The sequence below is a fragment of the Streptomyces sp. NPDC051987 genome (assembly GCF_040680735.1).
In the GTDB taxonomy this organism is placed as follows: domain Bacteria; phylum Actinomycetota; class Actinomycetes; order Streptomycetales; family Streptomycetaceae; genus Streptomyces.
In genome coordinates this window covers 1-23,944 of sequence record NZ_JBFAXI010000071.1, presented here as the reverse complement: position 1 = coordinate 23,944, position 23,944 = coordinate 1, and the positions used below count along the sequence as shown (strand labels likewise).

18 protein-coding genes are annotated in these 23,944 nt (G+C 73.3%); 5 read left to right on the top strand and 13 right to left on the bottom strand.

Annotation, left to right across the window (positions count from 1 at the left end; translation table 11 throughout):
* Positions 1-85: 85 nt before the first annotated feature.
* On the bottom strand, positions 86-2,728 hold the full coding sequence (locus AB0M11_RS29725; protein WP_365710843.1) for a glycosyl hydrolase: 2,643 nt from the start codon (positions 2,726-2,728) through the stop codon (positions 86-88).
* Positions 2,729-2,945: 217 nt separating this feature from the next.
* A complete protein-coding gene (locus tag AB0M11_RS29720; RefSeq protein ID WP_365710841.1) occupies positions 2,946-5,627 on the bottom strand; it encodes an Ig-like domain-containing protein in 2,682 nt (893 codons plus the stop codon).
* 378 nt (positions 5,628-6,005) lie between these two features.
* Between AB0M11_RS29720 and AB0M11_RS29715 the strand changes: the two genes are divergently transcribed.
* On the top strand, positions 6,006-7,925 hold the full coding sequence (locus AB0M11_RS29715) for an N-acetylmuramoyl-L-alanine amidase (protein WP_365710839.1): 1,920 nt from the start codon (positions 6,006-6,008) through the stop codon (positions 7,923-7,925).
* Positions 7,926-8,384: 459 nt separating this feature from the next.
* Here the strand turns inward: AB0M11_RS29715 and AB0M11_RS29710 are convergent, their stop codons facing one another.
* From AB0M11_RS29710 to AB0M11_RS29690, 5 genes are all read right to left on the bottom strand, one after another.
* Positions 8,385-9,419 (bottom strand): Ppx/GppA family phosphatase, encoded by a 1,035-nt coding sequence (locus tag AB0M11_RS29710; protein ID WP_365710837.1) that lies wholly within the window; start codon positions 9,417-9,419, stop codon positions 8,385-8,387.
* On the bottom strand, positions 9,419-10,429 hold the full coding sequence (locus tag AB0M11_RS29705; RefSeq protein WP_365710835.1) for an iron-containing redox enzyme family protein: 1,011 nt from the start codon (positions 10,427-10,429) through the stop codon (positions 9,419-9,421). Before AB0M11_RS29705 ends, AB0M11_RS29710 begins: the two co-directional genes overlap by 1 nt.
* A complete protein-coding gene (locus AB0M11_RS29700) occupies positions 10,426-10,638 on the bottom strand; it encodes a CDGSH iron-sulfur domain-containing protein (protein ID WP_365710833.1) in 213 nt (70 codons plus the stop codon). Before AB0M11_RS29700 ends, AB0M11_RS29705 begins: the two co-directional genes overlap by 4 nt.
* Positions 10,622-11,302, bottom strand: coding sequence for a HemK2/MTQ2 family protein methyltransferase (locus tag AB0M11_RS29695; RefSeq protein ID WP_365710832.1), 681 nt, complete (start codon positions 11,300-11,302; stop codon positions 10,622-10,624). The genes AB0M11_RS29700 and AB0M11_RS29695 overlap by 17 nt, the downstream gene beginning before the upstream one ends.
* A gap of 256 nt (positions 11,303-11,558) precedes the next feature.
* Positions 11,559-13,082, bottom strand: a complete 1,524-nt coding sequence (locus tag AB0M11_RS29690) for an FAD-dependent oxidoreductase (protein WP_365710830.1) — start codon at positions 13,080-13,082, stop codon at positions 11,559-11,561.
* A 118-nt stretch (positions 13,083-13,200) separates the two neighbouring features.
* On the opposite strand from AB0M11_RS29690, the gene AB0M11_RS29685 reads away from it, so the two are divergent.
* On the top strand, positions 13,201-13,377 hold the full coding sequence (locus AB0M11_RS29685) for a hypothetical protein (protein ID WP_365710828.1): 177 nt from the start codon (positions 13,201-13,203) through the stop codon (positions 13,375-13,377).
* 121 nt (positions 13,378-13,498) lie between these two features.
* On the opposite strand, the gene AB0M11_RS29680 is transcribed toward AB0M11_RS29685, so the two are convergent.
* Positions 13,499-14,455 carry an AraC family transcriptional regulator gene (locus AB0M11_RS29680; RefSeq protein ID WP_365710826.1) on the bottom strand — a complete coding sequence of 319 codons (957 nt, stop codon included), beginning with the start codon at positions 14,453-14,455 and terminating at the stop codon, positions 13,499-13,501.
* Positions 14,456-14,650: 195 nt separating this feature from the next.
* Between AB0M11_RS29680 and AB0M11_RS29675 the strand changes: the two genes are divergently transcribed.
* A complete protein-coding gene (locus tag AB0M11_RS29675) occupies positions 14,651-15,043 on the top strand; it encodes an ANTAR domain-containing protein (RefSeq protein WP_365710824.1) in 393 nt (130 codons plus the stop codon).
* A 24-nt stretch (positions 15,044-15,067) separates the two neighbouring features.
* Positions 15,068-16,906, top strand: a complete 1,839-nt coding sequence (locus tag AB0M11_RS29670; protein WP_365710822.1) for a glycoside hydrolase family 15 protein — start codon at positions 15,068-15,070, stop codon at positions 16,904-16,906.
* Between the two features lie 119 nt (positions 16,907-17,025).
* On the opposite strand, the gene AB0M11_RS29665 is transcribed toward AB0M11_RS29670, so the two are convergent.
* The 5 genes from AB0M11_RS29665 to AB0M11_RS29645 form a co-directional block, all read right to left on the bottom strand.
* On the bottom strand, positions 17,026-18,066 hold the full coding sequence (locus AB0M11_RS29665; protein WP_365710820.1) for a cytochrome d ubiquinol oxidase subunit II: 1,041 nt from the start codon (positions 18,064-18,066) through the stop codon (positions 17,026-17,028).
* Complete coding sequence (locus AB0M11_RS29660) at positions 18,063-19,448, bottom strand: cytochrome ubiquinol oxidase subunit I (protein WP_365710879.1); 1,386 nt, start codon at positions 19,446-19,448, stop codon at positions 18,063-18,065. The genes AB0M11_RS29665 and AB0M11_RS29660 overlap by 4 nt, the downstream gene beginning before the upstream one ends.
* A gap of 72 nt (positions 19,449-19,520) precedes the next feature.
* Positions 19,521-20,360, bottom strand: coding sequence for an SDR family oxidoreductase (locus AB0M11_RS29655; protein WP_365710818.1), 840 nt, complete (start codon positions 20,358-20,360; stop codon positions 19,521-19,523).
* Positions 20,361-20,524: 164 nt separating this feature from the next.
* Positions 20,525-22,105: a GMC family oxidoreductase gene (locus AB0M11_RS29650; protein WP_365710816.1), complete on the bottom strand. Its 1,581-nt coding sequence runs from the start codon at positions 22,103-22,105 to the stop codon at positions 20,525-20,527.
* Positions 22,106-22,238: 133 nt separating this feature from the next.
* Positions 22,239-23,201, bottom strand: a complete 963-nt coding sequence (locus AB0M11_RS29645) for a cyclase family protein (protein ID WP_365710814.1) — start codon at positions 23,199-23,201, stop codon at positions 22,239-22,241.
* 409 nt (positions 23,202-23,610) lie between these two features.
* Between AB0M11_RS29645 and AB0M11_RS29640 the strand changes: the two genes are divergently transcribed.
* Positions 23,611-23,838 (top strand): ferredoxin, encoded by a 228-nt coding sequence (locus AB0M11_RS29640; RefSeq protein WP_365710812.1) that lies wholly within the window; start codon positions 23,611-23,613, stop codon positions 23,836-23,838.
* The last annotated feature ends 106 nt before the right edge of the window (positions 23,839-23,944 follow it).

The following is a 23,944-nucleotide window of genomic DNA, read 5'->3' as shown; positions in this document are numbered from 1 at the left end:
GCCGCCAAACAGACCGGCCCTCCAGCGCCGAAGGGGTGACCCCGGCACGCCGGGATCACCCCTTACCGTTCCCGCGCGGAGCGCGTCAGCGCAGGTCGCGCACCTTGATGGTGTAGATGCCGCGGCCGTGGGTGGCCGCGTACAGGGTGCTGCCGTCGGGGCTCGGCTTCAGCTGGAGCACGGCGACGGCCGGGAGCGAGCCGACCCGCTGCCAGTGGGTGCGGCCCGGGGCCCGGTAGACCACACCGAGGTCGGTGGCGACGGCGAGGCCGCCGTCGCGCGTGACGAGGGCGGAGTTCGCCGGCACGTCGGGGAGGTCGGCCGAGATGTCGGTCCAGGTGGTGCCGCCGTCCTTCGACTCGAAGACGTGGCCGACGCCCGCGCCCGGTCCCTCGGTCCAGTGCCGGGAGAAGCCGTTGACGGCGAGGAAGACGTGGTCGGCGTTGCGGGGGTCGACGGCGAAGCCGCTGAGGTAGCGGTTGGGCACCGTGCCGTCCACCGGCAGGGTGATGTCGTGCCAGCCGGTGCCGTCCGCGTTGCCGACGGCGATGCCGCGGGCGAAGCCCTGGTTGTTGCAGGGGCCGCACCAGCCGACGTAGACCTTGCCGCCGGAGGCGGCGACGGCGGTCGCGGTGCGGCCGGCGCCGAGGTCGTGCACGCTGGTCCACTCCGCACCGCTGCGGATGGCGTAGCCGTGGGTCTGCACCCAGACGTGGCGGCCGCCCGCGATCCAGGTGTTGCTGTCCTTGACGTCCGTGGCGAGCGGGGCGATGAAGCGGGCCTCGCTGGTGGCGTTGTCGGCCGGGGCGACGTTGTACGACGTCGCCTTGCTCGCGTCGTTCACCCAACTGCCGTCGTTCACCGCACAGTTCTGGGTCACCTGGATGGCCAGGTAGACGTACTCCTCGGCGATGTTGCAGCCGTTGGCGGGGTCGGTGAGCGTGTCGCCGCCGTCGCCGCCGAAGTTGGAGCCCATCACGGTGTCGTTGCTGCGCAGGACGGACTGGCCGTTGTCCTGCAGACCGCCGGTGACGGAGACACCGCCGTTGGTCAGGTCCTTGCCGATGCCCACCGAGTAGTACTGGAGGGTGTCGATGGTGCCGTCGTTGAGGGAGGTCCAGTCGGTGGCGTGGCCGGAGGCGTCCTGGGAGCCGTCGACGGGGCGCTTGTAGACGCCGCCGTCGTTGCCGACGTACACGAAGCTCTTGCCGTGGTAGCGGCCGATCGCGACGCCGTGCTGGTCGGAGTGGGTGGTCTGGCTGCAGTCGCCGGTCTGCTTCGCCGGGTCGATGGACCAGCAGGGGAAGGTGAAGTTCCAGTACGGGCCGACGGTGGACCAGGTGGAGCCGCCGTCCTTGGTCTCGTAGACCTCCTCCAGGCCGGCGTAGACGTGCTCCGCGTTCGCCGGGTCGACGGTGAGGAACTGGTTGTACCAGGCCTGCACGCCCGGCATGTAGCCGCTGGTCGTCAGCGCCGAGCCGTCGGCGGCCAGGCCCTGGTAGTCGGCGATCTTCGTCCAGGGGCCGGTGGGCGACCCGGACTTGGAGACGTAGATGCCCTCCAGGCCGCTGTCCGGGTTGGTGTTCAGCTGCTCCGGCGACTCGTCGATGGCGTAGTAGCGGGAGCCGTCGGCGGACCGGGCGAAGGTGACGTTGCCGACGTTGTCCGCGTCGGTGGGCAGGTCACCGAAGCCGCTGCTGATGCGGGTCCAGGTGCCGTCGGTGCCCTTGGTGTAGAAGCCGTTGTAGTCGTCGCCGCTGCGCCAGCCGACCGCGAGGATCACCTTCGAGGGGTCCTTGGGGTCGATCGCGATGTCGTTGGCGATGTTCTTGTACGCGGCCGACGGGTCGCTCGCCAGCGAACCGCCCGGCAGGTAGTCGGGGTTGGGCGCGAACTCCAGCTTCCAGGCGCCGGTGAGCTTCCTGGTGGAGTGGCTCCACACGCCCTCGCTGGTGGCCGCCCACACCTTGCCGCCGCCGAAGCGCAGTTCGTGGATGGTGGTGGACTCCAGTTCGTCGCCGCCGACCCGGCTGCGGGCGGAGAAGGTGCCGTGGTGCGGGTGGGAGAGGACGTAGACGCCGCTGCCGAGGTAGGCGTCCGCGTTGGTGGTGGCCTCGCCGGTGCCGAGCCAGAGCCGTCCCGCGCCGTCGAGCGCGAGCGCGCCGGTGGACTGCGAGGGCAGCCGGTCGCTGATCGGCTTCCAGTGGCCGCCGCCCCGCCGGGACCGCCAGACACCGCCGCCCGCGCTGCCCGCGTAGACGTATCCGTCGTCGTCCGCGGCGATCGCCGCCATGCGGCCGGTGACGTCGCCCGAGCCGCCGCTGGAGTTGGAGTCGATGTCGCGGTAGCGGGCGTCGTCGGAGTCGTACGGGAGGTCGGTGATGTTGCGCCACCTGCCGCCGGTGGCGGGCAGCCTGGTCAGGCTGGTCCAGGCGGCGCCGTAGGCGCCGGGGGCGACGATGCCGGGCGAGGTGCGGGCCTCCGCGTACTGGTCCGCGCCCTCGGCGATCTCGTCGGCCTCGTTGCCGTCGTCGTCGTCCGCCGTCACCTTGGGAGTGACGGCCCCCACCGAGTGCGCGCGCTCGGCGGCGAGCCGGTCGAGCGCGCGGACGCCGAAGGGGCCGGAGGCGCCGCCGGGCGCGGCGCCCGCGGGTATCGCGACGAGCGCGGCGGACGCGGTGATGGCCCAGATCGTGAGCCACCGTCTCTTACGGGTTGTTGCTGACACCGGATCCTCCCGAACGGGCAGTTGCACAGACGTCGCACAGCACCCGATCACCGGCGGCGCGGGGTGTCCGGAACTTGGTCAGTTATTGACCAGAACCTGCCATCCCCGGTGGGCCGGTGGCGCGGCGTCAGCCCGAAGTCACCGTGCCCCGCCCCCGGTTGCTCAGGGGCGGGGCACGGGCGCAGGACGGCGGCCGGCCGTCACGGTCTCCTGCACGTCAGGGGCGACGACCGGGTTTCGGGTGGTGCCCCCTGGGGTGCGGCGGGTTCCTGGTGATGTGCACCTTGAGGACCGGCGAGGCCGGGCTCACATTGCCCGCGAGGTCTTCCAGCCGTACGGCGAAGCCGTACTTCCCCAGGTCCAGCGGGGCGCTGACGACCTCGTAGGCGCCGCCCGAGGTGACGGTGCCCGTGCCGACCACGACCGGGCCGGCGTGCCCCTTCGGATCGGCGGTCAGCCGCACCAGGGTGTGGGGCTCGACCCGGCGGCCCTGGAAGGCGGGCCTGCTGATCGAGGTGATGTTGTCCCGGTGGTCGCCGGTGTCGCTCGACGGCAGCAGGTCCGGGGCGCCCGGCCGCCTCGGCGCCCTGGTGTCGAGGGTGATCGACAGCCGGTGTGCGCTCTCCGGGCCCGAGCCGACGGCGTGGGACACCCCGGGGGCGTCCGGGTCGTCGGACCGGTCGACGATCACCACCTCGGCGGTGATCTGGTTCTCGCCCTCCAGCAGGACGGGTTTCAGCCGGATCCGGTACAGCCCCGGCCGGTGGGCCGGGTCCACCGGCCGGGCGAAGCCGACGCGCCTGCCGTCGCGTTCCACGGCCACCTTGTAGCCGGGGGCGTCGTCCGTGAGCGTGGCCGTGGCGTTCTGCGGTGACAGCGGGATGCCCGCGGCCCTCAGCCGGGCGTCGTCGACCCGCAGGAGGAGATCGGGCCCGGCGATCCTGGTGACGTCGTCGTTGTCGTACCGGCCCGTGTCGGACTCGTGCCGGAGGTCGAGGCCGAAGGGCTCGGGGGCCGCCCGGTTGACGACCGTGAGGTCGTAGGTGGCCTGCGGCGGGTCGGTCGGCGAGGCGTCACCGGGCCGGGTCGGGTCGGCGATGCCGGCGTCGGCGACCGCGAGGAAGTACGGCTGGTCCGCGACGACCGGGAGCGCCAGCCCGCTGACCGAACTGCCCGGCCTGGTGGTGGTGCCGGTTCCGGTGGCCACCCGGTTGCCGAACTTGTCGTAGGCGCGGATCCGCAGCCGGGAGACGACCTCGTTGAACGCGATCTCGGCCCGCAGGAGCCCGGTCCGGCGGGGCTCGATCCGGAAGAAGTCGACGTCGGTCGCGTCGTGCAGGGTCAGCCGCGGCCTGGTGACCCTGTTCCTCGTGCCGAGCGCGGTGGCGACGGCCGTGTCGATCGAGTCGTTCGGCTCGTAGGCGTCGGGAAACGCGCCGAGCAGCGAGAAGACGTCGAAGTACGTGGTCTGGTTGCCCTGGGCCGGCGCGGTGGCCGTCGGCGGGGTGGTGTTGCCGGTCCAGCTGGCGTATCCGATCCCGTCGGCCGCCCACAGCCCGTTGTACTCGCCGATGCGCAGCGTCTGCTGGGTGGAGCCGGCGGCGCAGGCGAAGCGGCAGGGGGCGTTGCGGTCGGGGTCGAAGGGCGAGTCGGCGACCCGGAAGTCCCGGGCCCAGGTCCGCCCGCCGTCGCGGCTCGTGGTGCCGTAGAGCTCCAGCAAGAAGTTGTTGGTGCCGTTCGGCCCGGTGCCGAAGTTGCGCCGGCCGCCGCGGTTGTCGTACCAGGTGACGACCACGTTGCCGGCCTGGTCGAGGTGGGCCGCGGGCATCACGGCGAACGTCTGGCCGGGCCCGTGGTCGACCCTGCCGCGGGTGAACGTCCGCCCGTTGTCCGTGGAGCGGGCGATGACGACGTCGGCGTCGTCGCCGTTCGCGAAGACGTTGTCGGGGTCGTCGTTCGCGACGACGTAGACGTTCCCGGGCCGGGCCGGGTCGGCCAGGACCCACGGCTGCATGCTGCCCTGGAGCCAGAAGTCGGTGCCGGGGATGTCACCGCCCGGGGAACTGACCACGTTGCAGGTGATGGTGGCCTGTCCCGGCCCGAACGGCGTCGTCCGCTGCTCGACCGTGCCGGCGGCGAAGTCGGCGCCCCCGGAGCCGTCGCGGAGCAGCTGGGTGGTGCCCTGGCCGGGCGCGCCGTCGGTCCCCTCGGCGCATCCGTTGGCGTGGTAGGCGACGTAGAGGTCGCCGTTCGGGCCGACGGCCGCGTGCGAGGGCCAGACGTTCCCCTCCCCGGCGGCGGACAGGACGCTCGGCGCCGACCACGCGGTGCTGCCGCTCACGAGGCGGGAGAACTCGATCTGCCACGGGGTGCCCAGATGCGACCAGACGACGTACAGGTTGTCCCGGTACGGGCTCGTGGGCTCGGCGTCGGCCACCAGCCAGGGCTTGTCGTCGTTGACTCCGCTGCTCGCGCTCACCTGGGCCGCCGTGTACGGCTGGTTCCCGGGCGTCGTCAGGTCGGTGATCCGGGCCACGCCCACGCCGAAGGCGGGAGCGGTGTTGAAGCTCCTGGAGAGGTGGGCGACGAACAGGCGCCCCTGCGAGTCGAAGGCGAGGGAGGGGTCGCCCGAGCAGGGCAGGGTCGACGTCCGGGTGATCGGGAAGCCGTCCTTGCCGAAGTGGTTGTCGATCCGGACGGTGCATCCCTGCATGACGGCCACCTGGCTCGGCCGGCGGGGATTGACGGTGGCGTTGTGCGGCTCGTTGCCGTTCGTGGCGAGACTCCGGTCGTCCCCCGCCCACGCGGGGGAGGCGGGTCCGAGGACCACGAGTGACTGCAGGACCAGCAGCACGCTGCCGACGAAGGTGAGGACCCGCCGCTGCGCGTGACCGTTCACCGTGGGTCCCCCTGTCTGGTTCCAGCCATCCCGCTCCTTCTGGTCCGGTCGGCCTGGTCCGGTCGGCGTGCGGGCACGCCGAAGACCTGTTCATCGGGCGAGACGACTGTCGCATCGCGCTATCGGCCGCCCCGCGAGCCGCCGACCGGGACACGCGGAATTCACCGATCTCCCCACGGGAACCACCCGTCCGGACCCCTCCGCTTCCCCGGTGCGGTGGGCGGAGCGCGGGACGAGTGGCCCGGTGCCCCTCGCGTTTTCCCAACTCTCTATAGTTCCGGACGAGTTACGGAGACAGCGGCGGCCGACCGGGCGTCCTCGGATGGAACCGCGGCCTCCTCACCGTCATCTCTTCAGGACGACGGAGAACGGAGCAGCATGACCTGGTACAGACGGAATTCCAAGCGGTGGCCGGCGTCGGCCGTCGCCGGCAGCATCGTGGCGGCCGGGGCGTTGGCGCTCCTGCCCTCGGCGGCGCAGGCCCAGCCCACGGCCCCCCGGCCGTCCGGCCTGCAGGCCGACTTCACGGCAGCGGCGGCGAAGTACGACGTCCCCGTGTCCGTGCTCATGGGCGTCACCCGCGAGGAGTCCGGCTGGCAGACCCACCCGGGCTACAGCGACAAGGGCGGCTACGGCCTCGGCAACCTCACCGACGTGACGACGGGCATGCTCGTCGACGGCGCGGCCGGCGCCGGTGGCCGCTCGGACCTGGCCGCACTGGTGAACCGGCCCGGCATGCACACCCTGCGGACGGCGTCGAAGCTGACCGGCATACCCGCGGCCCGGCTGCGGACCGACCGCGCGGCGAACCTGGAGGGCACGGCCGCGCTGCTGGCGTCCTATCAGAAGACCCTCACCGGCGCCCTGTCGGCGGACCCGTCCGACTGGACCGCGGCCGTGGCCCGGTACGGGCAGTTCACCGACCGGAAGGCCGCCACCCGGTACGTCGACGACGTCTTCGGGGCCATCGCGTCGGGCGCCCGGCAGCCCACCGCCCAGGGAACGCTGCGGCTGGCCGCCGACGAGGACGCGCGGCCCGACCTGTCCCAGCTGGGCAGGCTCCACCTGACGAGCGCGACCGCCACCACCGGCGCCGAGTGCCCGGACACCATGAACTGCACCTACGCGCCGGTCGCCGTCACGGGCAGCAACGGCCAGGTGTCCGACCGGCCCGCCAACGGCATCCAGATCGACCGGATCGTCATCCACACCGCCGAGGGCAGCTTCGCCAGTGCGCTGTCCGCCCTGTCGGCCCGCGGCGCGGTCACGTCCGCCCACTACCTGATGGACACGGACGGCAGCACCACGCAGCTGATGCCGGTCGAGGACATCGCGTTCGCCGTCGGCAACTACCACTACAACCTGCACTCGGTCTCGATCGAGCACGCGGGCTTCACCGCGCAGGGCGCCCAGTGGTACACCGACGCCACCTACCGGCAGACCGCCGAGCTGGTGACGTACCTCGCCCAGCGCTACGGCGTGCCGCTGGACCGGCAGCACATCCTGGGCCACGACAACGTCCCCGGCTCGCTCGACTCGAACCTGGCCAAGCAGCACTGGGACCCGGGCACGGCCTGGGACTGGAACCGCTTCATGCGGCTGCTCGGCGCGCCCACGGACACCGGCCCGCACGGGGTGGGCCCGGTCGGCTCGGTGGTGACCATCGCTCCGCGCTTCGACACGAACACCCAGTCCTACACGGTCTGTCCGGCCGACGACCCGTCCGGCACGACCACCGCCTGCGGCGAGGTCGCGCAGGCGTCGAACTCGCTGTTCGTGCGTCAGTCACCCGCCGCCGACGCGCCGCTGCTCCTCGACCCCGTCGTGCACCCCGGCCTGACGGCGGGCACCGACGACATCAGCGACTGGAGCGACCGGGTGCAGGCCGGTCAGCAGTTCGTGGTGGCCGACCGCCAGGGCGACTGGACCGCGATCTGGTACGACGGCCAGGAGGGCTGGATCTACAACCCGTGCGGGCGCAACACCGTCCCGACCACGGGCGTGACCGTCATCAGCGCCGTGGGCCCCGGTGCCGCGCCGCTGTACGGCCAGGCGTACCCGGCGGCGTCCGAGTACCCGGCCGGTCTGTCGCCGTCGCGACAGGTCGCGCTCACCGCCCCCGGCTACCGGATCCCGGTCGGCCAGGCCTACGTCGTGGACCAGCCGGCCGCGGCGGCCGACGACTTCTTCACCTCGGGTGCCGTGGTGAAGGGCGCGCAGAAGTACTACCAGGCCCAGTTCAACAACCGGACCATCTACGTGAACACGGCCGACGTGACGGCCACCGTGGCCGGGTGATCCCGGCGCCCGCACCCTGCGGGAGCCGAACACCGGAGGTGCCCGAAGCCGAACGGCTCCGGGCACCTCTCCGCGTCCGGCGCGTCACCGCGTCCGGTGCCTCTTCGTGTCCGGTGTCGCTCAGGGTCTGGTGCCTCTTCGTGTCTGGTGTCTCTCGGCGTCCGGCATCTCTTCGCGTCCGGCGCCTCTTCGCGTCCGGCGCCTCTTCGCGTCCGGCGCCTCTTCGCGTCCGGCGCCTCTCGGCGTCCGGCGTGTCACCGCGTCCGGTGCCTCTTCGTGTCCGGCACCTCTTCGTGTCCGGTGTCTCTCGGCGTTCGGCGCGTCGCCGCTCCGGCGCCGATGCGACGGTCCGGCGCCTCTTCGCGCCTGGTACCTCTTCGCGCCTGATACCTCTCGGCGTCCGGTACCTCTCGGCGTCCGGCGCGTCGCCGCGTCCGGCGCCTCTCGGCGTCCGGCGGGTCAGCGCTCTGGCGCCGATGTGGCGGTCCGGCGTAGGGGGAGGCGGCTGACGCCGGGCCCGTCGAGGGGCGGCCCGCCGGGGTGCGTTCCCGTCTCGATGTCGGCCCACCAGTCGGCGCCGTCCTCCAGGAAGCGCAGCAGGATGCCCTCGCGCAGCGCCCAGGGGCAGACGGCGACGGTCTTCACCCCGCTCAGCTTCATCGCGGTGTGACCGACGACCGCGCCCGCCAGGCTCTGCCGGGCCCGGGGCGCGGAGATGCCGGGCAGCTCCGCGCGGGCGGCCGCCGGCACGGCGGCCAGCCGGTCGATCGCGCGGCGCAGGTCACCGCGGCGCAGCACCCGTTCGGCGAACGGCCCGTGCCGTCCGGGCACGGCGCCGCACAGCCGGGCGAGCTGCTGGAAGGTGCGGGAGGTGGCCACGGCGGTGTGCGGATGCTCCCAGCGGATCCGGGCGGTGGCGTCCCTCAGCTGGTGGCGCACCGCGCGGCGCAGGGCCTGCAGTTCGGCCTCCGACGGCGGCCCGTCGAGGTCGAGGTACTCCCTGGTCAGCCTGCCCGCGCCGAGCGGCAGGGAGGCGGCGAAATCCGGCATCCGGCCGCGCCCGAAGGCCACTTCGAGGGAGCCTCCGCCGATGTCGAAGAGGGCCAGCGGCCCGGCGCGCCAGCCCATCCAGCGCCGGACGCCGAGGAAGGTGAGCTCGGCCTCCGTCTCTCCGGGCAGCACGCACAGCCGTACGCCGGTCTTCTCGTGCACCGCCCGCAGGACGGCGGCCCGGTCGGGGGCGCCCCGGACGACGGCGGTCGCGAACGCCAGCGGCTCCGGCGCACCCCAGCGGGCGGCGAGCTCGGCGGCCTTGCGGACCGCCTTGACCAGGTGTTCGGTGGCCTGCTCGCCGAACCGGCCGTCGGCCGCGACCTGTTCGGACAGCCGCAGCTTCCATTTCGCGGTGTGCACCGGCAGCGGCACCCCGTCCGCCGCGTCCGTCACCACCAACCGCACCGTGTTCGAACCGGCGTCCAGCACGCTTACCCTCATCAGGGCGCAGTACCCACCGTCGCCGGGTTGATGCGCTCCGTACGGAGCGCGGTGCCGCTTTCCCGCCAGTCGGCGAGCAGCCGCGCCGCCAGCCGGTCCTCCAGGTGCCCGGTCGCCCGGATCCCGAAGACCACGTCGGCCTCCAACGCCGGTTCGTCCGCCAGCAGTCCGGCGACGACCTCGTGCCGTACCACCTGTTCGTGCACCGCGTCCGCCTCGACGTGCTCGGTGTAGAAGCGGACGGCCGCCGGCCCCGCGCCCATCCGGCGCAGCGCCTCGGCGAGGCGGCGGGAGGCCGGGGAGGACGTCACCTCGACCGTCGCGAAGTGGCCGACGAGCGCGCCGCGCAGGGCCCGGTGCAGGCCGAACAGGGACATCATGTTGACGGTGGCCAGGGCCTCGGCGGGTGCCGCGTCGACGTAGTGGCCGTAGGAGGTGTCCAGGCCCAGGTCGGCCATCAGGTCGGCGAAGAGCCGCGCGTGGATCTGGTCGGCGCGGCCCGCGCCGAACTCGTCGAACTCCACCGCCACCATGGCGGCCTTGGCCCGGCCGCGCAGCCGGGGGATCACCCAGGCGTGCGGGTCGGCCTCCTTGAGGTGGTAGAGCGAGCGCAGCGCCGCGTACTCGCGGAACTGGCCGAGAGTGCCCCGGTCGCGCAGGAAGTACGAGATGCTGCCGCCGTCGTCGCCGACGGGTTCCAGCTGGAGCTCGTCCAGGGCGCGCGCGGCGGTGTCGGACGCGTCGACCGGCACGTCCGCGCGCAGCGCGCCCAGGAAGCGGTCCTCCAGCGCGGCGCGCAGGGCGAGCAGCCGGGGGTCCCACTCACGGTCGTCGGGCACTTGGGCGAAGCCCAGGTAGTGGAGTTCGTAGAGCAGGTACAGGGCGAGCTGGAGGTCGTCGCCGTAGGGGTCGGCGTGCAGCGGCGGCGGGGCGGGGTCCGCCCCGCGCAGCAGGTCGGTCAGCGCGGCCGAGAACGGACCGCGCGGCTCGGGCAGGCGCACGTCGCTCATGAGGTCTCGTCCGGTTTCGTACGGCGGCGGTGGCTGGTGTCGCACCAGGGCGGGGTCCGGGTGCGGCGGCAGGTGCAGACGGCGACCACGAACCGGTGGGACACCGTCACCCGGCCGTCCTCGTCCACGACTTCGACGGGGCCCTCCACCAGGAGCGGGCCCTCGCGCTGGACGCGGACGCGGCGGGGGCGTTCAGGAGTGTGCGGCACGGATCACCACCAGCTCTTCCGTGGTCCGGTCGGCCACCAGTCCGCGTTCGCGCAGCCAGGTGAGCCGGGAGTGCAGGACGCGCCCGAACGGCAGCCGGGCGCGGTCGACGACCTCGGCGCGCAGGCCGGCGGCGCCGAACCGGTCCAGGGTCTCCTCGACACCGCTCAGGTGCGAGTGGACCATCAGCAGCCGCCCGGCCGGGCGCAGCACCGCGGGGGCCGCCGCACAGATGCGGTCGATCAGCAGCCGGCCGTCCGGGCCCGCGTCCCAGGCGCGGGCGGCGCCCCGGGGCGGCCCGTCGGCGGGCGGGGCGGGGACGTACGGCGGGTTGGTGATCACGAGGTCGAAGCGGCGGCCGGGGACCGCGGCCGCCAGGTCACCGTGGCGGACCCGCACCGTGTGTCCGTTGAGCAGGGCGTTGCACCAGGCCGTGGCGAGGGCCCGCCAGGAGATGTCCACGGCGGTGACGCGGGCGCCGTGGCGGGCCGCCTCCACCGCGAGCGCACCGCTGCCGGTGCCGAGGTCCAGGACCTCGGTACGGCTGGTGATCCGCTCCCGGCGCAGCGCCCGGCCCAGCAGCGCGGTGTCGGTCTGCGGCCGGTAGACGCCCGGCGGCGCCCAGCAGCGGAACCGGGGAGCGGTGACGAGGGAGTCGACGGTCATCGCGGTACCCGCCTCAGCTCGATGCCCGAGACGGCCGGAGGGGCAGCCGGGGGGACGGCCGGGGGGACGGCCGGGTGGCGGCGGCCGGGGCCGGCGCCTCGGCTGCGGAGGGCTCCGGGGACGTGCCGGGTGTGCGGTCGGTCACGAGGGGTTTCACAGGTCTGCTCCACGGGCCGGGTCGGATGGGTGCGCGGGCCGGCGCGCCACACGGGTACCCCTGGGCAGCAGACGTAACGGACCGGCCGCCGCCGGGGCACTAGAGGTCGCGCCGCTCCAGCGGTCGCACGGCCGGGCCCTGGAGGATCCGGCCGTCCGGGGCGAAGCGGGAGCCGTGGCAGGGGCACTCCCAGGCCTGTTCCGCGCGGTTGAAGGCGACGACACAGCCGAGGTGGGTGCAGCGGGCCGAGACGGCGTGCAGCTGACCGCCGTCGTCCCGGTGGACGGCGCACTGGTGGCCGTTCACCCGTACGACGGCCCCGTCCCCGGGGGCGAGGTCCTCGACGGCGGGCGCCGTGCCGGACGGCAGCCGGTCGCCGACGAAGTGCCGGGCCACCTGTGCCTGGTGCTTGAGGAACGACCCGCCCTCGCGGACCACGGAGGCCAGCCGGCGCGGGTCGTAGAGCCCCGCCCACGCGCAGTCGCGGCCCTCGACGAGGTCGCTGATCAGGCCGCCGGCCATGATGCCGCCGCTCAGCCCCCAGCCGCCGAAGCCGGTGGCCACGTAGGTGTGCCGGCTGCCGGGGTGCAGCGGGCCGACCAGGGGCACGGAGTCGGTGGAGTCGTTGTCCTGGGTGGCCCAGCGGTGCGTGACCGTCAGCCCCGGGAAGCGGCTGTCGGCCCAGGCGGTCAGCCGGGCGAAGCCCTCCTCCGCGTCGCCGGTGCCGGGGGTGAAGTGCTCCCCGGTGACGACCAGCAGCCGGGTGCCGTCGGCCTGCGGAGCGCTGCGCACGGACCGGGTGTTCTGCTCGGGCGTGATGTACATGTCCCGCGGGGCCCGGTCGGCGTCCACCGTCCCCGCGACGACCAGTTCACGGCGCGGGGAGAGCCGGGTGAACAGCAGCGCCCGGTCGAACACGGGGTAGTGCGTGGCGACCACGACCTCGCGCGCCCGCACCGTCGCGCCCACGTCGGTCGCGAGGACGCAGGGCTCGCCCTCGGAGAGGCCGGTGACCCGCGTCCCCTCGTACACGGCACCGCCGCGCCGGCGCAGGTCGGCGGCGAGGGCGCGCAGGTACTTCACGGGATGGAACTGCGCCTGGCCGGTGACCCGCACCGCGCCGGCCACCGGCCAGGGCAGCTCGGTCCCGGTGACGAACTCGGCCGGCAGCCCCGCCTCGCGCGCGGCCTCGGCCTCCGCCCGCAACTGCCCGACGTGCTCCGGGCGTTCCGCGTAGGTGCAGGCCGCCGCCTCCTCCCACTCGCAGTCGATGCCGAGGTCGGCGACGATCTCGGCGGCCCGGCGGATCGCCGCCGACTGCGACTCGGCGTACAGCCGCGCGCCCTCCCGGCCGCGGGTGCGGCGCAGATGGTCGTAGACGAGGGTGTGCAGCGCGGTCAGCTTCGCCGTGGTGTGGCCGGTGACCCCGGCGGCGAGCCGCCCCGCCTCCAGCACGGCCACCTCCCGGCCGCGCCGGGCCAGCTCCCACGCCGTGCTGAGCCCCGCGATCCCGCCGCCGACCACGGCGACGTCGACGGTGACGTCCCCGTCCGGCGGCGGAGCGGGCGCCCCGTCCGGCGCGGTCTCGATCCAGTACGAACCCCGCAGTGCCTGAGCGTTCATGACCGCCGGGTTCCCGTCCTGCGCGGGCGACACGCACGACCGTGCCGGGCGGGAGTTTGCCCGGCGCCCGGCGGGCAACTCGGCGGGCAGACGACGAGCAGAAAGAAGATGAGCGGCCGTGACCAGGCGCATCCATGAGCAGTCCGCCCTCCGCGTGGCGAAGACCGGCTGGGCGAAGGCACACCACTTCCCGCGCGAGCGCATGCGGACGTGTGTCGCCGCCGTCGCGGACGAGAGCGCCACGGCCGGCGCGCCCCCGACCGGCGACGGGAACATCGTCCGGGGCGACGACTGAGCCCCCGCCGGAGCCCGCCTTGCCCGCCTCCGACTCCGTCTTCTCCCGCGCCGCCGCCGCGGCCCTGGCACACCGGCTCCCGCACGTCACCGCGTGCGGGAGCCGTGCCGTCCCGGCCGGGTCAGCCGCGCAGGGTGTCGGCGGGGCCGGTGGCGTACGCGGCCCGGTAGAGCGCGGCGAAGCGGCCGGGGTGGGTGAAGCCCCAGCGGGCGGCGACACCGGCGACGGTGACCCCGCTGTGCGGGTCGGCCGCGAGCAGGTCGTGGTGCGCCTGCGCCAGCCGGACCCGGCGGAGGTAGGCCATCGGCGTGGTGTCGAGGTGCCGGCGGAAGGCGTACTGGAGCGTGCGGACCGTGACGTGCACGGCGTCCGCGATGTCGGAGACGGTGATCGGCCGGTCGGCGTGGTCGTCGATGTAGGCGACGGCCCGTCTCAGGGTGGCGGGGTGGGCGTCGCCGCGGTCCTGGCCGGTGGGGTCGGTCCGGGCGGTGTTGGGAAAGGCCGCCAGGACGCTCGCGGCCAGCAGCTGGCTGCCGGCCGAGACGACCAGCGGCTGAGCCGCGGTCTCGGGGTCGGCCAGGACGTGGTCGCGCAGGTAGAAGATGGTGTGCTTCAGCTGGTCGGCGGCGGCCTGCGACCGGGGGCGGTGCCCGGTCAGCCGCACCGGCGCGCCCGTCCGCGCGCCGGCGGAGTCGGCCACCTGGTCCAGCAGCCCGGGGTCCAGCATCGTGATGTTGTAGCGGGCGTTGCAGATCCGGCCCGCGTAGGGCAGGTCGTGGGGCGCGAACAGCACGGTGTCACCGGGGCCGAAGGAGTCCCGGACCCCGTGGAAGACGTGGTCCTGGACGGTCCCCTCGTGGACGACGCAGAGGCAGATCCGGCCGAGCGGGGTGACCGAGTAGGACATCTCGAAGTCCAGGTCGATCTCGTCCACGTTGAACGAGGTCGTCGCGTCGCGGCGGACGCGTGCGGTACTGGCGGCCGGTGTGGTGCTTCCGATGCGCATGCGCGCGTAGGCACGGGAGAGGAAATCCTCCGTCACACCGAGGTCGTCGCTCTCGAAAACCAGCGAGTCCATCCCTCCCGGCTGCCCCGGTGCCGGTGATTAAACCGGGAGAGACGGACATCACGGCGCTCGCGCACCACGGCGGCGGCGTTTCGTTCCGTGGACAGCGAGGGCGTCGGCCTTGCGTTTGCTGTCCCCCTTCGGAGGGCCGGACGCGGGCAGGTTGGAAGAGACCGGCCCGACAGCCTGACCAGAGAGCCCCCCACGATGCCCGAAGAGCCCGAAGCGCCCGAAGAGATGGACCCCCTCGCCCGGATCGCCGCCCTTGAGACAGAGATCGCCCAGCTCCGGCACGCCGTGACCGCCCGTGCGACGGTCGACCAGGCCATGGGCGTCGTGATCGCCTACAGCGGGGTGATCCCCGACACGGCCTGGGAGATCCTCCGGGACGTCTCGCAGCACACCAACACCAAGCTGCGGGAGATCGCCGAGCAGATCGTCCAGTGGCCGCACTGCGCATGGCTCCCCGACGACGTACGCCGCGCGCTGGACGCGGCGGTGCTGACGCGGACCGTGCGAACCCCCGCCGCGCCGCCCGCCGCCCGACGAGCCCGGCCGATGGCGGCGGCATACGCTGATCGAGGGGGTGCGTTCGGGTGATTCGCACGCGGAAGGGGCGCCCCGATGGACGACTACCCGCTGATCGAGAACCACGGGCTGATCGGCGATCTGCAGACCGCGGCTCTGGTGACCACCGAGGGAGCGGTCGACTGGTTCTGCTTCCCGAGGTTCGACTCGCCGAGTGTGTTCGGGGCGCTGCTGGACAAGGAGAACGGCGGACACTGCACGGTGCGGCCGGCCCATCAGACCCATTCGACCAAGCAGCTGTACCTGCCCGACACCGCGATCCTGGTGACCCGGTTCATGACCGAGGCGGGCGCCGGCGAGGTGCTCGACTTCATGCCGGTGACCGGCACGACGGCCACGGAGCGGCACCGGCTGGTCCGCCTGGTGCGCTGCGTGCGCGGCACCATGACGTTCGACGTGGAGGTCGCCCCGCGGTTCGACTACGGGCTCATGAAGCACGAGGTGCATCTCACCCAGCACGGGGCGGTGTTCGCCGCGGAGGACGGCACACAGCTCACCGTGCACCTCGTCCGGGAACCGGACGACGAGCGGCTCACGGACATCCTCACGCACCGGGACGCCGACCTCCAGGTCTCGCTGACCCTGGCGGCGGGTGAGCAGCGCGGGCTGGTCCTGGAGACGGCGGCCGACGGCCCGCCCCGGGAGATCCGCCGCGCGGAGCACGAACGGCTCTTCGAGGAGACGGCGGCGTTCTGGCGGACCTGGCTGGCCCAGTCGCGCTACACCGGGCGCTGGCGGGAGGTGGTGGAGCGGTCCGCGATCACGCTGAAGCTCATGACGTTCGCGCCCAGCGGGGCCCTGGTGGCGGCCCCGACGGCGGCGCTCCCGGAGCAGCTGGGCGGTGAGCGCAACTGGGACTACCGCTTCACCTGGATCCGGGACGCGTCGTTCTCCGTGTACGCCCTGCTGGGGCTGGGGTTCACGGAGGAGGCCAGGGCGTTCATCATCTGGCTGGGCGACCGGGTCAAGGAGCGGGCCGGCCGGCACGGGGACACGGGTCCGCTGAACATCATGTACACGGTCGACGGCTCCTCCGACCTGACCGAGCAGATCCTCGACCACTGGGAGGGCTACGAGGGGTCCGCCCCGGTCCGCATCGGCAACGGCGCCGCCACCCAGCTCCAGCTGGACATCTACGGCGAGGCACTGGACAGCATCTACTTCGCGCACCGGCACGGCTTCACGCTCGGGCACGGGGGCTGGACCTCGCTGCGGACGGACCTGGAGTGGCTGGCCGACCACTGGGACCAGGCCGAGGAGGGGATCTGGGAGACCCGCGGCGGTCGGCAGGACTTCACGTACGGCCGGGTGATGTCGTGGGTGGCGTTCGACCGGGCGCTGCGGCTCGCCCAGGCGACGGGGTGGCCGTCCTCGCCGGGACGCTGGCAGGCCGAACGGGACGCCGCCTACGAGCAGGTCATGGCCAAGGGCTGGAGCGAGCAGCGGCGGGCCTTCGTCCAGCACTACGGCAGCGAGGTGCTGGACTCCTCGCTGCTGCGGATGGCGACGGTCGGCTTCCTCACCCCCGGTGACCCCATGTGGTCGTCCACCCTGGACGCCGTGGAGGAGGAACTGGTCAGCGACAGCCTGGTCTACCGGTACAACCCCGATGCCTCGCCCGACGGCCTGCGCGGCTCGGAGGGCACCTTCTCGCTGTGCACGTTCATGTACGTCGACGCGTTGGCTCGCGCCGGCCGGACCAATCGGGCCCGGCTGGTGTTCGAGAAGATGATGGGGTACGCCAACCACCTGGGCCTCTACTCCGAGGAGATCGACCCGACCGGCCGCCAACTCGGCAACTTCCCGCAGGCGTTCACCCACCTCGCCCTCATCGACTCGGCGATCACCCTCAACCAGGCACTGGACGCGCGCTGAGCGCCCCGTAAGGGGCGCGGGGAACTGCGCGACCGGCCCCCACCGGCCCGCAGCCGACCACGACCGGACTTCGGTCAGGTGCGGCACCATCGCGGCTGGTCGCGCAGTTCCCCGCGCCCCTATCGGGGCGTTGACGGCGGCCCCTGTGACAGGTCGGCGTCCGTGAGGCCCTCCAGCTCGCCGTGGGTGTCCAGCCAGTACAGGAAGACGACCGCGGGGACGACGAGGACGACGGCGACGAGGGTGACCAGGCCCAGCCAGCGCAGCGTGCTGTGCGCGCCCGCGCCCTCGGCCACGGTCAGCGACGTCGGGACGAGGTAGGGCCGCTGCGCCATGCCCCAGCCGATGACGGCCGAGGCGACCGCACCGACCGCGGTGACCCGGGACCAGGCCGCGGAGGGGCGGGTCAGCAGCCAGGCGGTGGCGAGCGTGGCCAGCGCCGCCACGACGACGAAGACCAGCCCGACGCCGTGCGTGAGGCCGTGCCAGACGTGGGGCGCGTCGCCATGGGTGACGACGAGGGTGACGACGGCCAGTACGGCGACGGCGGCGAGGGCGCCCCACGCCCGCCGGCGGAAGTAGCGGTCCAGGTCCGGCACGCCGAAGCGGCGCGCGTCCGCGGCGAGGAAGACCGCGCCCAGGGTCGCCGTGGCCGCGACGGCGAGCAGGCCGAACAGCAGGGAGGTGGGGTTGGCCCAGGCGTCCGTGGACGCCGTCGACGTGGCGGTCACCCGGCCCGAGGCCACCCCGCCGGCGGCGGCACCGAGGAAGAACGGCGTCAGCAGCGAGGAGACGGCGAAGACCGCCCCGTACAGGCGTCGGCCGGCCAGTCGCCGCACGGGCCTGCGCAGGGCGAAGCCGGCACCGCGCAGCACGATGCCCACGGCGGCCAGCGCCAGGGGCAGCCACATCGTGGTGAAGACGCGCTGGAAGAGGACCGGGAAGCCGGTCCACATGAGCACCAACACGAAGATCAGCCAGACGTTGTTGACCTCCCAGACCGGTTCCATCGCGTGGTCGATCAGCCGGCGCGGGCGCCTGCCCCGCTCGGCGCCGCCCGCGGTCAGGTCCCAGAAACCGGCGCCGTAGTCGGTGCCGCCGCCGCAGGCGTACGCGGCGATCGCCAGGAGCAGGACGACGGCGATGACCCCGGCGATCACGGCCGGCTCCCGGCGGAGCGCGGGCCGTACGGGGTGTCCGTCTCCGGTGTGTCGGCCTGTGGCGTCTCCCCCGGCGGCCGCGGCCCGCCCCGCTCGTCGGCGAGCCGCCAGCGCGCCCGCATCCTGAGCAGCACCACGAGGAACGAGCCGAAGACGAGGACGTACACGACGACGACCACCGCGAACATGATCCACAGGCTGGTGGAGCGGGTCGCGGTCACCGCCTCGGCCACCCGCATGTTCTGGTAGACGATCCACGGCTGGCGGCCCACCTCGGTGGTGATCCAGCCGCACTCGACAGCGGCCACCGAGGCGACGCCCGCGCACGCGGCGGCGCGGAAGAACCACGGGGAGACGGGCAGCCGGCGGCGCCACAGCCACAGGACGCCGTACCAGAGCGCGAGCAGGAGCAGCAGGGAGCCGATCCCGACCATGGTGTCGAAGGCGAAGTGGGCGATGGTGGCCTGGGCGGGCGTCGGCCGGTCGCTCGCGGGGACCGAGGTCAGGCCGGTGACCCGGGTGTCCGGGCGGAAGCCTGCCAGGACGGAGTCGAGTTGCGGGATCCGGATGCCACCGGCCACGGTGCCGTCCGGGCGCAACCGGCCGTACAGGTACTCCGGCTGGTGGGTGGCGGTCTTCCAGACGATCTCCATGCCGGCGAACTTCACCGGCTGCTTGTGGAAGACCTGCCGGGCGATGGAGTCGCCGAGCACGAACTGGACGGGCGTGCAGACGGCGGCCAGCGTGAAGGGCACGGTGAAGCCGAGCCGGTGGTAGCGGTCCCGGCGGCCGCGCAGCCACCCGACGGCGTAGACGCCGGCCACGACATAGCCCGCCGTCACGAACATCGCGAAGACGAAGTGCCAGTACTCCGGGCCGAACATGGGGGTGAAGACGGCCTTCCAGATCTTCACGTCGACCGGGTTGCCCGCGGCGTCGAGGGTGAAGCCGCGCGGGGTGTTCATCCACGAGTTGGCGGCCAGGATGCCGAAGGCGCCGAGCAGCGCGACGAGCGGCAGCGGCAGCCCGAGCAGGAAGTGGGTCCGGGAGGGCAGCCTGCGCCAGCCGTAGAGGTAGATGGCGATGAGGACGGCCTCCAGGAAGAACGCCCACGCCTCGACGCCGAAGCCGATGCCGAAGACGTCGCCCCAGCGGCCCATCAGGCCCGGCCAGAGCAGTCCGAACTCGAAGGACAGCACCGTGCCGGTGACCACGCCGATCGCGAACTGCACCGCCATGACGGCCGACCACCGCCGGGCGAGCAGCAGGGCGGTGGCGTCGCCGCGGCGCAGGCCGTAGCCGTGCAGGACGAGCGTGATCAGCGGCAGCGCGACGCCCAGGGGCACCAGGATGATGTGGGAGGCCAGGGTGAAGGCCATCATCGACCGGGCCGGCAGCGTCTGCGCCGGTACGCCGGCGAGGGATCCGGCGAGGACCAGGTCCGTGTGCACCGGTCAGCCGCCGGTGGCGAAGCCCGGGAAGAGGGTCATCCCGCCGTCGACGTAGAGCGTGGCGCCGACGACGTAGTCCATGAGGTCGGAGGCGAGGGCGACGGCCGCGCGGCCGATGTCCTCGGGGTCGCCGACCCGGTCGTAGGGGATCAGCTTCAGCAGGTCCTGCTCGGCCTGAGGGGTGTCCCAGGCGCCGCGGTTGATGGGGGTCCTGATGGCGCCGGGGGCGATCGCGTTGACGCGGACCTTCTTCGGGGCGAGCTCCTGGGCCAGCGTCTCCATCATCATCTGCACGCCGCCCTTGGAGGAGGCGTAGTTGACGTGCCCGGCCCACGGGATGATCTGGTGCACCGAGCTCATGCAGATGATCTTCCCGGCCGCCCGGGAGACCTCGGGCACGACACCGCGGCGCAGGAACTCCTTGGTCGCCTCCCGGGCGCAGAGGAACTGCCCGGTGAGGTTGACGTCCAGGACCTTCTGCCACTGGGCGAGGGTCATCTCGGTGAACGGGGCGTCCCGCTGGAGTCCGGCGTTGGCGACCAGGATGTCGATCGTGCCGAACTCCCGGACCATCCGGTCCACCATCGCGACGACCTGCTGCTCGTCGGAGACGTCCGCCTGGTAGGCGGCGGCCTTCACCCCGTGGCCGGTGATCTCCTCGACCACCTTCTCGGCCTCGTCGCCGCCGGCCACGTAGTTGACCACGACATCGGCCCCGGCCCGGCCCAGGGCGATGGCCGTCGCCTTGCCGATACCGGAGTTCGCGCCGGTGACCAGCGCCTTCTGGCCCTTCAGCAGGTGCGTGGGGATCACGTCCCGGGGTGCGCCCTCGGTGGCACTCACGATGTCCTGCTCCTCCACTGCCGGCCCGTCTCCACCGGGCCCGTCGCCCGGAGGTCCGGGCATCAGACAAGCACCGGCCGGGGACGGCGGCACGCGGTGGCGGACCGCGTTGCGCTGCCCGGCGGAGGATCTTCGCCCGGTCGGGGGCGGGTGCCCGCGCAGGCTCAGCCCAGTCGCTCCAGCAGGTGGTCGCCGACGCGCAGCGCGTTGGCGATGGCCGTCAGGGACGGGTTCACCGCGCCGATGCTCGGGAAGAAGCTGGTGTCCACGACGTAGAGGTTGTCCAGGTCGTGCGCCTTGCAGTTGACGTCCAGGGCCGAGGACGCCGGATCGGTGCCGAACCGCACCGTGCCGGCCTGGTGCGCGGTGGCGCCGATCGGCATGCCCTTGTGCAGGTAGATGCTGCGGGACAGCAGACGGTGCTCGTGCATGCCCAGGTGGCCGAGGATGTGCTGGAGCTTGTGGCGCAGCCGGTGGAGCCCGGCGATGTTGTTGCCCTCGTCGAGGGTGAGCCGGATCCGGCCGTCCTCCTCCAGGGTCACCCGGTTGTCCGGCCGCGGCAGGTCCTCCCCGCACAGCCAGAAGTCGACGGCGTGGTGGGCCAGCACCTCGAACGGCATGTCCGGCGCGACCGCGCCCGCCCAGCGCGGGGCCTCGCCGTGGATCTGGTCGGCGTCGGACTTGCCGAGCATCTGGATCCCGCCGAGCGGGTACTCCCAGTCGTCCGCGCCCAGGTACCAGTCGTGCAGTGCGAGGGTCTTCTGGAACCGGGTGTCGTTGGGCTCCTTCGAGACGGCCATCAGCGCCAGGTTGTTGTGGCGCATGTAGTACCGGCCGACCACGCCGGAGCTGTTCGCGAGCCCCTGCGGATGCCGGTCGTCGGCCGAGGCCAGCAGCAGCGCCGCCGAGTTGACGGCCCCGCAGGCCACGACCACGACATCGGCCGAGAACCGGGCCTCCCGCTCGCCCGGCAGCTCGGCGACCACGGAGGTGACGCTGCGTCCGGTGGGATCGGTCTCCAACCGGGTCACCCGGGCGTTGGTGACCATCTCCACGTTCGGGTGGTCGAGCGCCGGTTCCACGCAGATCACCTGGGCATCGGACTTGGCGCGCAGCAGGCAGGGGAAGCCGTCCACCCGGTCGCAGCGGATGCAGACGCTGGAGTGGGTGGCCCGGCCGTCCTCGTCCTGGGTCAGGTCGACCCCGATCGGCAGGTGGAAGGGGTGCAGTCCCTGCTTCTCCAGGTCCATGCTCAACTGCTCGATGCGCGGCTCGTGTTCGACCGGTGGATACGCGTACTGGGCGCTGCACGGCCCTTCCAGCGGGTCCTCGCCGTGCCTGCCGTGCACCCGGTAGAGGTGCTCGGCCTGGGTGTAGTACGGCTCCAGGTCGTCGTAACCGATCGGCCAGGCCGGGGAGACGCCGTCGTGGTGGCGGAGTTCGCCGAAGTCCTCGGGGCGCAGCCGGAACAGCGCGGCGCCGTAGAACTTGGTGTTCCCGCCGACGTAGTAGTTCACCTCGGGTGGGAACTCGTTGCCGTGCCGGTCCAGCCAGAACTCCGGGGCCCGGTACTTGGCCTTCACGAAGACGGCCGTGGAGTCCCAGTTGTCGCGCTCGCGCGGCAGGTAGTCGCCGCGTTCGAGGACGAGGACCCGTTTGCCGGACGGGGCGAGGCGGTGCGCCAGGGTGCCGCCGCCGGCCCCGGTGCCGATCACGATGACGTCGTACGGGGGCAGGGTGTCCATGGCAACCACCGTCCTTGTTCGGCTTCTCCGCTCGCCCTTTCCGCGCCCGGCGCGGGCCTCCCCTCTCCTCGAACGTACGCGCGGTACGGGGACGCGGCACCCCGGGAGCCGCGCCGCGGCGCGGCTCCGGCCGTCACAGGACGGCGATGGGGTTCACCGGGGAGCCGGTCGCCGCCGGGAGCCGCAGCGGGGCGACCACGCACAGGAAGTGCCAGCGCCCCAGCTCCGCGCAGACCGGTGTCAGGGCCTCGAAGTCCAGCCAGTCCAGCAGGTGCACCCCCATGGCGTTGACGGCCAGGACGTGCACCGGGAAGCCGACTCCGGCGACCGCGCTGGGCGCGGCGTCGCTGTTGCCGTCCGAGCCGAGGACCGACACGCCCCGCTCGGCGAGGAACTCCATGGCCGTCGGGTGCAGGCCGGCGCGGGCCCGCGTCACGTCCCAGGGGCCGAGGCTCCGGCGCCGCAGCCGGTGCCCCACCCGCACGAACAGCAGGTCGCCCGGTCCGACCGGAGACCGCTGGGCGGCCTCGGCCGCGCCGAGGTCCTCGGCGGTCACCCGGTCGCCGGGCTCCAGCCACCGCGCTCCGCGCAGCCGCGGGATGTCCAGCAGCACGCCCCGGCCGACGATCCCGTCCCGCACCAGGTCCAGCGAGAGCGCCTCGGCCCCGGCGGGGGTCAGGGTGCGCGCCGGGACACCGCCGTACAGCTCGCCGTCGAAGAGCACGTGGCAGAGCGCGTCGAGATGGCTGTCGACGTCGTTGTGCACGTTCATGGCGAACCGGTCGCGGGCGAACACCAGGCCGGGTGCGTCCCGCTCCGCGGGGGCGGGGGCCGTCATCCGGTGCGTCGCGGGCTCCGGACTGTCCGGAGCGCTGTGCGTCTCGACGGCCGCGGCCAGCGACACGGCGCGCCCGCACCCGACCGAGGCGGCGGCCGCCACGACCCGCTCCGGCGTCAGCCGCCCCAGCGCGCCGCGCTGTTGTGCCCCGGCGTCCCCGGCCCTCTCCCGCAGCCTGCGGTACAGCTCCCGGAAGGCCGCTTCGGAGAGGTCGCCCGGGGGCACGGGCGCGGCGGGCGCGGGCTGGTCCGAGGCCATCGGGGCACCTCCTGCTGCGGTCCTGCTGCGGTCGGGTTCCGGTCCGGTCCGGTTCCGGTCCGTTCCGGCCGGCCCCCGCCGCCGCGCCGTTCGGAACTCCTGCTGACACCGAACCACCCGGAGGGCCGGACCACCCGCCGGACGGGCGCGCGGGACACCACGGGACCGGCCGCTCCCGGGCGGCGGACCCCCGGCTTCCCGGCGTGCGGGGGCCGGGGGCGCGGCCTACGCTGATCGGGTGACGTCGCGGGATCTCCAGGCGGTCTGACCGCCGTCCGCAGGTCCGCGCGACGACCGAGTCCCGTGCGCGTTCTTTCTCGCGACACCAAATTCCTCTGCGGAGACCCGACTTGGCGGTGCGCCGCCGCCCGGTCCGGGTCCGCAGCCTGCAGCCCCTGTGGAGGCCGGGATGCGAGTCGTCGTTGATCTCTCCCGATGTGAAGGCTATGCGCAGTGCGCGTTCCTGGCTCCGGACGCGTTCCGGATGCACGGGGAGGAAGCGCTGATGTACGACCCGGAGCCCGACGACGCCCAGCGGGAGCGGGTGTTGCGGGCGGCGGCGGCCTGTCCGGTCCAGGCGATCCTGGTGGACCGGCTGGAGAGCCGGACGGTGCCTGCCGAGGCGGCGACGTCATGACCAGTGCCGAGAACCTGCGTGCGTTCCGGCGTGAGGGCCGCATCGTGGTCGTCGGGGCGTCGCTGGCGGGGCTGCGGGCCGCGGAGGCGTTGCGGGACGAGGGGTT